Genomic DNA, 10,105 nt, shown 5'->3' with positions numbered 1-10,105 from the left:
GTATTTCTTTATCAGACATAGTGATCAGCATCTATATTTTATATCCAGTCCATGATGGTAAAAACCATCATAAACTAGACATTTTTATTGGTGAGAATACAGACACTTTAAATGGTTTCTAACACTTATATTTCGTATAATGTATATTATGTTAAATATTGTGCAATTCAAATTTGAAATATTTTATTCATCAGCACTGTTGTAAATAGGAATATAAGCTGTAATTTTCTATGTTAATTACGTTTAAATTCCAACCCTCTCATTTTCTAACTAGCTCAGGTTATAATAATGGCCTCCCGAAATATGGTTGATCTATTATGAACACCTCCAATGACCCTTTACACGGCAAAAAACTTGCTGAAATTTTGGATGAATTATTGGATTACTACGGTGGCTTTGAAGGCTTAAATCGTAAAATTGAAATTAGATGTTTTTGCATAGATCCAAGTGTTAAATCATCATTGCGATTCTTACGTACCACACCATGGGCACGTGAAAAAGTAGAAAGCTTATATTTGTATGTCTTACGCCAAAAAGCCAAACAGAAATCCTAGCTATCAAACCCTAGCCTCAGCATAATATTTTATACCAAATAGTAAACTACACTTATTGAATAGCCACCGATTTTGTAGACACCTTTTAATTAGTGGTGGACTGCCACCACTATCCTAGACAAATTTAGTCTATTCTTAAGACATTTTTAGTCGAAAAATATATGTGTTTAACTAGGTTCATGAACCTAGAATTTTGTAAACTAGTAATTTAATCGTCTAAGTTATTAAAATTATTGCCAATTAAATATAATTTCAAATATAAACTAAACTTTAGGTAAACATAAGTTAAATGAGATACATCTAAGAACAACTTCATATTTATCTTACTCGCACTTAAATTTTAGTACGATTTTTAGGCAAATTCGGGATTTAATTCTGTCCAAATAAGCTAGTAACTACTTAGTTGTTGATCTGGCTTCATTATGAGAATCCGAAGAGTATTACGCAGAAACTTGATAGCCTGCGTATAGCATCAAGACGGATTTGATTTAAAATTTGCAGATGATTTTTTCAATCATATGTCATCGTGATCAAACGATACTGATATCTTTGAATTGAGCGAAGGCACTTAAAAATGACAGCTTCACTGCCCTGTCGAACAAGTTGAATTACATTGTATATAGACATAAAAAAAGCCGAGATTCTCGGCTTTTTTAGCATACAAAATAAGAAAAATAATTCGTAATTTACATCACATTTAGTTTATCTAATTTTTGTATTTTAATATCTTTTAGATAGCAACGATATTTACTGCATTTGGGCCTTTTTGACCTTGTGCAACGCTGAATTCTACTTGCTGACCTTCCATTAAGGTTTTAAAACCTGAACTAGCGATTTCGCTGAAATGAGCAAAAACATCTGGACCGTTTTCTTGTTGAATAAAACCAAAACCTTTAGTTTCATTAAACCACTTAACAGTACCTTTAACAACATTTGAGTTAGACATAATAAATCCTACTGATTTTTAATAATTTTTAGCCAATTTGTTGACTATTCATAACTTGAAAATAATAAAGAATGGAACTTAAAATCTGAAAAAACGAAGGATTATGACTAAAACTGCGATACTTAAAGAAGATTTACCGAAACAAGACTTTTTTTCTAGTTGAGTTAATAATACATGAATTAAACTAATATTCAAGTTTTTTTATATTTATTATTTATTTTGATGATAAATAAGAGATTAAATTTGATGACAACTAATCTTCCCTACTTAATCAAACAGTAAATTAAAATAGCCCATCAATTGAAGCATTATTCTGGCATTTATTTTGCTTAGCAATATTACAGTTTATAAAAATAGTAATATTGGGGCAAATATAGATGAGTTATGTTGCAAAAGAGCTCAGTCAAAGGAATACGTTATTACTCGGCTTGTCTTCTTTCCTGATACCGATTTTGATTTGGTGTGCGGTCAGCTATTTACCTTTTATTTGGCATCCACAAGTACAGATTACCCATTCAGGTAGCGTGACATATTTACAAGTCGATAGTCGTGTCAATAAAAACACTTTCTATAGTGAAGCGCAAAATGCAGTGAATGCCGGATTAGCCCCACCACAAGGCAAATTGGTCAACCCGATTTATTTACCTGCACCGCATGAAGTTGCAAAAGCTTTGGTGACGGCCTTTGTCACTGCGCCTGTTCAATCGGATGCGCCATGGTTCCATCAAAGTCTGTGGCACAGTATTAAAATTGTCTTTACTGCTTTTTTCATTGCCTCACTGATTGGTATTCCTTTAGGCATTTTATGTGGTTTTTCAGCACGTATTTCGCAGCTGACCGAACCCTTTGTTGAATTTTTCCGTTATTTGCCTGCACCTGCCTTTGGTGCATTGGCGGTTGCCATTTTAGGGATCAACGATGCACCAAAAATTGCCATCATTGTGATTGGGACTTTATTTCAACAAATTCTGATTATTGCCAATACCACACGTATGGTTGATCGCGGCCTGATTGAAGCGGGCTACACCCTCGGCACCAATAAACTGAAAAGCTTATTTCATGTCGTTATTCCGGCAGCGATGCCCGATATCTACCGGGATTTACGGGTACTTTTAGGTTGGGCGTGGACCTACCTGATTGTGTCTGAGCTGATTGGTACGACTTCAGGGATTACCTGGTTTATTACTCAACAAGCGCGTTATCAAAATTTCGACAATGTCTATGCGGCGATTTTGATTATTGGTGTGATTGGGCTGTTATGCGATGTGATTTTAATGAAATTGGGTCAACGCATGTTTAAATGGAAAGTGGGAGCAAAATAATGACAACAGAATTAAAACCAGAACAATTTGATGCACAGCAATATTTTAAGCGTATTTATGCCCGCCCTGTCATCTTAGAAGCAAAAAAACTCAGCCAGGTGTTTGGCACAGGCAAAGCACGGCGCACCGTTTTAAATCAGCTGGATTTACAAATTCATAAACGCGAATTTATTTGTGTGATTGGGCCATCGGGCTGTGGTAAATCGACGTTTAGCCGTGTGGTGGCTGGACTTGATGACTACACCAGCGGCGAACTTTTAGTCGATGGTCAGCCAATTCATGGCCCGAGTCCAGAGCGCGGTATGGTGTTTCAAGGCTACACTCTATTTCCATGGAAAACGGTTAAAGAAAATGTGATGTTTGGCCCAAAAATGAAGGGGCAAAGTCATGCGACAGCAGAAGCTCATGCGCGTGAATGGATCAACATTATTGGTTTGGAAAAATATGAAAACCATTATCCGAATGAGCTTTCGGGTGGGATGAAACAACGTGTTGCCATTGCCCGTGCATTGGTTAATGAACCAAAGGTTTTACTGATGGATGAACCTTTTGGTGCGCTAGATCCGCATACACGACAAAAAATGCAGCGACACTTGATGGACTTATGGCAAAACATCGACATCACCATTATTTTTGTCACTCATGATATGGACGAAGCGATTTTACTGGCTGATCGGATTGTGGCGTTAAAGGCCAATCCGGGTGAAATTAAAGAAATTATCGAAGTAGATTTACCGCGTCCGCGTTCGCCAGAACTGTTACTCACCCCAGAATTTAAACGCTTACGCGAACGGGTCGATTTTCTGGTACATGCACAAGAAGACGAACTTGATCCTGCGCTGGAAGATTTACCGGTTATTCCACGCATGACCAAAGTCAGCACGACAAAATAAATCTTAAGGCCTGTGGGACGACCCAGAGGTTTTCAAGCTGTGTTGGACGACCAACAATTGAGGTGATTGCGATGCAAACGCACTATGTACTCCCCCTTGTTGATATCTCAAAACTGCAAAGTTCTGCATTGTCAGATCGACTTGAGGTCGCGGCGGCTTTGGATAAGGCCTGTAAAGACAGTGGTTTTTTATATGTAACCGGTGAACAGTTTAATTTTGAATATGTTCAAGATCTAATTCAGGTCACTAAAGCCTATTTTGAGCAAGATATTGAACTTAAAATGCAGCGTTATATTGGCTTATCGAAAAATCATAGTGGTTATGTACCGATTGGAGAGGAACAGTTCTCTGACCAGAGTTATGATTTAAAGGAAGCCTACGACGTCAATTATGATTATCAAGGTGCAAAAAGCGACTGTCCATTACTCGGGCCTACGCTTTGGCCAGAGGATGCCCAATTTAAGCGCATCGTGAGTCAGTACTACCAACATTTACGTGCTATTAGCCAACAGATTTTCCGCAGTTTTGCTTTGGCACTGGGGGTAAATGAAGATTTCTTTGATGCCAAAATCACTGATGTGCCGAGCCAGCTGCGCTTAATTCATTATCCCTACAATCCTGAGGTCAAGGATGCCGCAGGAATTGGTGCGCATACCGATTATGAGTGCTTTACCTTACTTTTGCCGACGGCGCCAGGTTTACAGGTATTAAATAAACAAGGCGAATGGGTTGATATTCCGCTGATTGAAAATACCTGGGTGATGAATATTAGCGACATGATGGAAATTTTGTCCAATGGTAAATATCTTGCCACCAAACATCGCGTTAAAAAAGTCTGCGAAGAGCGTTACTCCTTCCCGCTGTTTTGTGCCTGCAATTACGACACCGTGATTGAGCCTATTGTTGAAACAGATACACCTCGATATTCAGCGTTGATTGGCGGTGAACATTTATTTAATCAAACGGCGCAAACCTTTCAATATTTAAAACAACGGATCGCCTCGGGTGAACTGGTATTAAAAAATGCGGTGCCCCTGTCTTCATTCGGTTTAAATGAAATACAGAAGGAAACCACATGAACCTGTTTGAAATTCTCCAAAAAATACCAGAGAGCCAAACGACTGCCGGTCTGATTCCCTGTTACTTATATGGTGTATTCAGACGTAAAAGTATTAGTTTTTTTAATGGACTGACAGATGAAAATACGATTGTATATTGGTTTCAATCACGCAGTTTCAGCATCGATTTACGTTTAAAACATCGCACCGAAACACCTGCCCATGAACGTCAAGGCTGGATTGGCAACACGCTTTGGGATGCAGAAAAAGCACTACTTTCATGGCAGGTCGCTGATGCTTCAAATTATCAAAATCATGTGCAATGGCCAGAGCCCGCAAAACTTCATGCCATTGGAAACTGTATTTTAGAGTTTTCACCAAGCAATGTGTATGTTGAAGACTGGCGTCAGCAAGTCCATTCAGGTCTGTATTTAGGCTTAAGATTAAAAACGGCTGTGGATGTTCAAACAGGTCAACAGCTCAAAATGGATGGTGGCCTGATTATCTGCGATCAGCACGTGGCCTATACGCTGACGCGTTTGCCGGAAATACAAAACATCGTGAGCCATTTGGATCTCACAGCAGATGGGCTAGACACTCATAATATTGAACATGTTGAAAGTTTTGAAGTATCTATAGGCACTGAGGGTCACACGAAATCTTATACCACCTCATTTAAGCAAAGCGATCAGCCATTTAATTTTGACGGTTTTGAAATCATCGATGATTCAACCTTAAAACAACGTATCGGGTTAAACGGACGTCAAATTGATTTGATTTTTGACATCGATATCTATCAGTCAAATTACCTGTTTCAAAAGCAGACGCTCACCACACCAGACAGTGAACACTGGTTAAAGTCCGAAGAAAGTCACCTCTTGTATCACGCTAAATTAACCCTGTAGGTGGCCTATGTCTTTTATTTATTTATCTATTGCGATTATTGCGGAAGTCATTGCAACTTCTGCTTTAAAAGCATCGAATGGATTTAGCATTTTCTGGCCTGCTATCGCCACGATTATTGGCTATGCCATTGCCTTGTTTTTCCTGTCATTGACCATGAAAACCATTCCGATGGGCATTGCTTATGCCATTTGGTCCGGAGCTGGCATTATTTTAATCTCGACAGTGGGTTTATTTGTTTATAAGCAACAACTTGATATTCCTGCTTTCATTGGTTTGGCCTTTATGATTGTGGGCATTATCATTATTAATGTCTTTTCCAAAAGTACAGAACTCTAAGCTTTATATGCACATGATAAAAAATCCCCGCTCTGGGGATTTTTTTAGGTCAATCACTTAAAGATTACAGCACCCCAAATCATGGTTTGGGATGCTGAATTTCATGCCATGCTTATTTCAGTTCTTCCACCAAAGTGGGCACAATCACGCTGTCGACATTCATTTCCGTGGTGTAAATACCATTGCTGACGTTGAATTTATTGACGTGATAACTTGAACCATAAATTGAATCAAATCCTGTTCCCTTGGTGAATACTTTTTTGTTTGCTTCTAGATCGAGCAAATGCGTGCCATTAATAAACTGTTCATAGACTTTTGCATCTACACCGACCCGTTTAGACATAATTGCAGCCGCATCCGCGCGCGTTGCAGGGTCGTTAATGTATTTAACGGTTTTATCCCATACCTGGATAATTTTTTTCCATTGCTCTTTATTGGCTTCTAAATGCGAAGGATTGACCGTTAAGGTATCGTAGATCAGCCCCGGTTTGTCTTTAGAAGTAAAAATAATTTTTGAACCAGCAACTGCGGATAAAGCCTGATTTGCCACCGGCTGCCAAACCGCAATCGCATCAATATCTCCTGTGGCAAAGACCTGAGGCAATTCATTGGTCATGGTATTGACCAGCTTCACATCCTTTAAGCTAATTTTTGCATCATCTAAAGCGGTCGATAATAACAAGTGATCAACCAAGCCTTTTTCAGTGGCAATGGTTTTGCCTTTTAAGTCATTGATGGAATTAATACCGTTTTTCGCAATGATGACATCATTTCCCGCAGAATAATCCGTTGCCATGATCATCACGCCTTTGGTACCCCCAGAACCTGTGACCAGATTATCGCCGTTGGTGACCATGACTGCATCCAATTGATTCGCTGCAAAAGCAGAAAGTGATGCCGAGTAATCGAACCATTTGAAATCGGCATTGACACCTGCCTCTTTTAACCAGCCCTTTTCAATCGCCACTTGCCAAGCCACCCAACCCGGCCAGTCGCTATAGCCGATGGTAATTGGTTTGCTATTTACACTACCTTCAGCTTTGGCTTTAGGTTCAGGAATCTTTGCGGTGTTGTCACAGCCGGAAAAAAATAGCGTGCTGAGCACGGCAACTGAAATGACAGACTTTTTGATCATTGTGATACTTCCCCTATACAAGTGCATTTAAATTTTGTGTTAGTCGTTTTGATCGATTGAATATAGTCACGCCATCCGCCGAAATGACTGATATCCGTTGCATCCGTCAAGGCATAAGCTTCGCAGATAAAACCTTTCACCCAAGTTCCATCTGCCAGTTGCACATTCCCAATACCGAGTGGTGCAGGAACTTCCGCTACAATCTGTCCAAATAAGGCAAACGGGATATCCCAGACTTCAACTTCAATGGCTTGTCCGCCCTTTTCAGTGCATTGCAAGCCGGGTTTTGGCGGTGTGGTATTTTTCAGTGCATACAGTTTGTAGTTCGATGCCGTTTTGGTTTTCTGTAATAAAGTCCCACCACGGGTGCTGAGCTGAAAATTCAGCGGCATCCCCGTAAGATGGGCACCGACGACTGCCAGTTTGACTGAATGTTGAGAGGCTATATTTTGCGTTTTTTCATAGTGCAGACTTGATGTGCCAAGGGGTAAATTTGCCGCGTGTTGCCATATTTGACCAAAATGCGCCAAGGCCTGATCCATCCATGCCTGAGCAATAAAAGTGACACCGCTGGGTAATCCATCAGCCCGAATAGTATTCGGCAAGGCTAATGCAGAAAGATCTGCAAAATTCACGAAATTGGTATACGCCCCCATGTGACTGTTTTTCACGATAGGATCCGCTTCTACATCGCTAATGGTATAAATCGTGGGTGCAGTTGGAACTATTAAGGCATCATAAGACTGTAATGCTAAATTAATTTGGCGCGCTAATTGCGCACGTTCATATTCAGCATTCATGCTATCTACAGCAGTAAATTGATCTGCCTGAGCAATGATTTGGGCGATAACAGGATGTGCCTGTTCACGTGGCACCATTTTTTCTACGGCACTGGTACGCTCAGCCACCCAGGCTTTGTTATATAGTGCAGATGCCAGCTGGTTAAAAATACTAAAATCAATTGCTTCAACTGCATAACCCAATGACTGGACGCGCTTTACAGCCAGTTCAAAAGCTTTTTGGCTTTCGGCATCGCCATAAAATTCCAGTTGTGCCGGAATGGCAATTTTGCCTTTAGAGAATTGCGTTGGTACATTGGCCGGATGCGGACGGGAATATTCATCCGTTTCGTCATAGCCTTGCATGACTTGAGCAACTTGCCATGCATCATCGACTGTTAAGGCAAATATTGAAATCACATCAATGGTACGGCAAGCTGGAATTAAACCTGTTGTTGAGAACCAGCCTTTGGTTGGTTTTAATCCGACAATATTATTGTGTCCTGCCGGAACACGACCGGAACCTGCAGTGTCTGTGCCTAAAGAAAATGGTACCTGACCATTCGCCACGGCAACCGATGAACCTGAGCTTGATCCACCACTGATATATTCCGGATTAAAGCTATTTTTGACTGCACCAAAAGGTGAACGTACGCCGACCAAACCGGTTGCAAATTGATCAAGATTGGTTTTACCAACCACAATGGCACCAGCTGCTTTTAAGCGAGCGACCACACTGGCATCCGCTGTTGCCAAATAAGCCGCTTCTTTACATGCAGCAGTAGTATGAAAGCCTGCAACATCAATATTGTCTTTGACTGCAAATGGAATACCGTAGAGTGGTAAATCTTGTGCAGATTGATCTTTTAAAGCATCAATTTGTGCCTGAATATGCGCGGCTGAAGCAATTTCAATCCAGGCATGATCATCGTTATTGAATGTTTTGATGTACTGAATTAAATCGCTAAGCTGAATCTTTTGCGTTAAATACGCCGTTTTCCAATCTTGAATAGTCCATAACTTTGACATAGTCAGTCTTCCTTATTTTTCATGATTTTGTGGAATGGGTGGCATCACGGCATCCATCATCTCCAAATGCCCTTTGATGACCCCTTTTAAAGCAATAAATTGTTGGCTAATGTGCTGTAGTTCATCACTAACACCCTGCATTAGCATCACTTGTAAAATTTTTTCGTCATCGAGCTGAATATGCAGCGAACTAATGACTTGAGATAAAAACTGTTGTTGCAGGTCAATTAGTTGTGTACGCAAGGGTTTTAGGCTCACGTCATAAAGTAAAGTCAACGTGCCAACCATCACCGCGTTATGTTCGATATGATCGGCAATTAAATATTTATTGATCATGTCGACAATAGCTTGCGAACGACTTTCGTAGTGCTGCTCTACAATTTTTTGATCGAGCGCATTCAGCGTTTGTTCAGGCACAGTAATACTGATACGTGCCAGTTTTTGTTTTGGCACAGTGCTATCCTCGCGAATGATCCTGTTTCACGTATAAACCGGCACGTGCACTTAAAAGTTCAATTAAAAATTTTTTCCATGGATGCAGTACTTTTTTCTGTTTGGCAGCGTTCATGTACATCTCCTTTTTTTGGGTATTACCAAAATTTTGTTTTGTATTACTCAAGGAAATGCAGAAAGCGTGCCAGTTTTGGCTTTTATTATTTAGATGACAAACTCAGATAAAATGGCAAAAAAAAAGCCCCACTACGCTGAGATGGGGCTTGCTTGGAATTAAGCTGAGTTGATTAATTCACCGGCTTATTTCATATTATTGCTCATGTACTGTAATTTTTTTTATACATGATGAGTTGACCGATGATTGTAGTTGAGTGATCAAGTGGATTGCTCTCCTCTGTTTAGGTGGTATATAAATAAAAGCAGAAAGCGTGCCAAAATTTAAAATTAAGTGAATTAAGTCGTAATGGTGTATAAAAAGCCCTACGAAAGCCTAGTGAAACAAAACGATGGCGATTGACCTATCTTAAGTATGCTTAAAAAATGTACCACAGTGCACCATTGGGGTTCACTAGTGCATCAAAGCGTGGCTTGTCTTGTGTCAAGCTGTGTGACATTAGGCCGTAGTCATAGCGATTTACCAATAAATTTGGGGGTGTTGATTCGTGCATGGTGGAGTTGGTATTTGGCTGTTAAG

The 10,105-nt window shown here is 40.0% G+C and carries 10 protein-coding genes; 6 read left to right on the top strand and 4 right to left on the bottom strand.

Annotation, left to right across the window (positions count from 1 at the left end; genetic code table 11):
- Window positions 1-317: 317 nt before the first annotated feature.
- The gene (locus HLH16_RS10250) at window positions 318-554 is read left to right on the top strand and encodes a VF530 family protein (protein WP_131287023.1); all 237 of its coding nucleotides are present in this window, start codon (window positions 318-320) and stop codon (window positions 552-554) included.
- Window positions 555-1,284: 730 nt separating this feature from the next.
- Here the strand turns inward: HLH16_RS10250 and HLH16_RS10245 are convergent.
- The gene (locus HLH16_RS10245) at window positions 1,285-1,500 is read right to left on the bottom strand and encodes a cold-shock protein (protein ID WP_067723482.1); all 216 of its coding nucleotides are present in this window, start codon (window positions 1,498-1,500) and stop codon (window positions 1,285-1,287) included.
- 377 nt (window positions 1,501-1,877) lie between these two features.
- On the opposite strand from HLH16_RS10245, the gene HLH16_RS10240 reads away from it, so the two are divergent.
- From HLH16_RS10240 to HLH16_RS10220, 5 genes are all read left to right on the top strand, one after another.
- Entirely contained in the window at window positions 1,878-2,822 is a 945-nt protein-coding gene (locus tag HLH16_RS10240) for an ABC transporter permease (RefSeq protein ID WP_171529237.1), read from the top strand.
- On the top strand, window positions 2,822-3,715 hold the full coding sequence (locus HLH16_RS10235; protein ID WP_171529236.1) for an ABC transporter ATP-binding protein: 894 nt from the start codon (window positions 2,822-2,824) through the stop codon (window positions 3,713-3,715). The genes HLH16_RS10240 and HLH16_RS10235 overlap by 1 nt, the downstream gene beginning before the upstream one ends.
- A gap of 71 nt (window positions 3,716-3,786) precedes the next feature.
- Window positions 3,787-4,794 (top strand): isopenicillin N synthase family dioxygenase, encoded by a 1,008-nt coding sequence (locus tag HLH16_RS10230; protein ID WP_171529235.1) that lies wholly within the window; start codon window positions 3,787-3,789, stop codon window positions 4,792-4,794.
- Window positions 4,791-5,678 carry a hypothetical protein gene (locus HLH16_RS10225; protein WP_171529234.1) on the top strand — a complete coding sequence of 296 codons (888 nt, stop codon included), beginning with the start codon at window positions 4,791-4,793 and terminating at the stop codon, window positions 5,676-5,678. The genes HLH16_RS10230 and HLH16_RS10225 overlap by 4 nt, the downstream gene beginning before the upstream one ends.
- Window positions 5,679-5,685: 7 nt before the next feature.
- The gene (locus tag HLH16_RS10220) at window positions 5,686-6,015 is read left to right on the top strand and encodes a DMT family transporter (RefSeq protein ID WP_171529233.1); all 330 of its coding nucleotides are present in this window, start codon (window positions 5,686-5,688) and stop codon (window positions 6,013-6,015) included.
- Between the two features lie 112 nt (window positions 6,016-6,127).
- On the opposite strand, the gene HLH16_RS10215 is transcribed toward HLH16_RS10220, so the two are convergent.
- From HLH16_RS10215 to HLH16_RS10205, 3 genes are read right to left on the bottom strand one after another with little or no spacing between them, the layout of a single operon-like run.
- Entirely contained in the window at window positions 6,128-7,150 is a 1,023-nt protein-coding gene (locus HLH16_RS10215; protein WP_171529232.1) for an ABC transporter substrate-binding protein, read from the bottom strand.
- Window positions 7,147-8,958 carry an allophanate hydrolase gene (gene atzF / locus HLH16_RS10210; protein WP_171529231.1) on the bottom strand — a complete coding sequence of 604 codons (1,812 nt, stop codon included), beginning with the start codon at window positions 8,956-8,958 and terminating at the stop codon, window positions 7,147-7,149. The genes HLH16_RS10215 and atzF overlap by 4 nt, the downstream gene beginning before the upstream one ends.
- Window positions 8,959-8,970: 12 nt before the next feature.
- Complete coding sequence (locus HLH16_RS10205; RefSeq protein WP_171529230.1) at window positions 8,971-9,411, bottom strand: CopG family ribbon-helix-helix protein; 441 nt, start codon at window positions 9,409-9,411, stop codon at window positions 8,971-8,973.
- Between the last annotated feature and the right edge of the window lie 694 nt (window positions 9,412-10,105).

Origin of the sequence: Acinetobacter sp. ANC 5378, assembly GCF_013004315.1 — a bacterium.
Lineage (GTDB): Bacteria > Pseudomonadota > Gammaproteobacteria > Pseudomonadales > Moraxellaceae > Acinetobacter.
Note: the sequence above shows the minus strand (reverse complement) of the source record. Positions and strands in the feature narration are given on the sequence as shown.

Bases quoted from the DNA above. Each gene is read 5' to 3' on its own strand.
- HLH16_RS10235 (WP_171529236.1), top strand. From the start codon at position 2,822: ATGACAACAGAATTAAAACCAGAACAATTTGATGCACAGCAATATTTT.
- HLH16_RS10220 (WP_171529233.1), top strand. From the start codon at position 5,686: ATGTCTTTTATTTATTTATCTATTGCGATTATTGCGGAAGTCATTGCA.
- atzF (WP_171529231.1), bottom strand. From the start codon at position 8,958: ATGTCAAAGTTATGGACTATTCAAGATTGGAAAACGGCGTATTTAACG.
- HLH16_RS10230 (WP_171529235.1), top strand. From the start codon at position 3,787: ATGCAAACGCACTATGTACTCCCCCTTGTTGATATCTCAAAACTGCAA.
- HLH16_RS10225 (WP_171529234.1), top strand. From the start codon at position 4,791: ATGAACCTGTTTGAAATTCTCCAAAAAATACCAGAGAGCCAAACGACT.
- HLH16_RS10250 (WP_131287023.1), top strand. From the start codon at position 318: ATGAACACCTCCAATGACCCTTTACACGGCAAAAAACTTGCTGAAATT.
- HLH16_RS10215 (WP_171529232.1), bottom strand. From the start codon at position 7,150: ATGATCAAAAAGTCTGTCATTTCAGTTGCCGTGCTCAGCACGCTATTT.
- HLH16_RS10245 (WP_067723482.1), bottom strand. From the start codon at position 1,500: ATGTCTAACTCAAATGTTGTTAAAGGTACTGTTAAGTGGTTTAATGAA.
- HLH16_RS10240 (WP_171529237.1), top strand. From the start codon at position 1,878: ATGAGTTATGTTGCAAAAGAGCTCAGTCAAAGGAATACGTTATTACTC.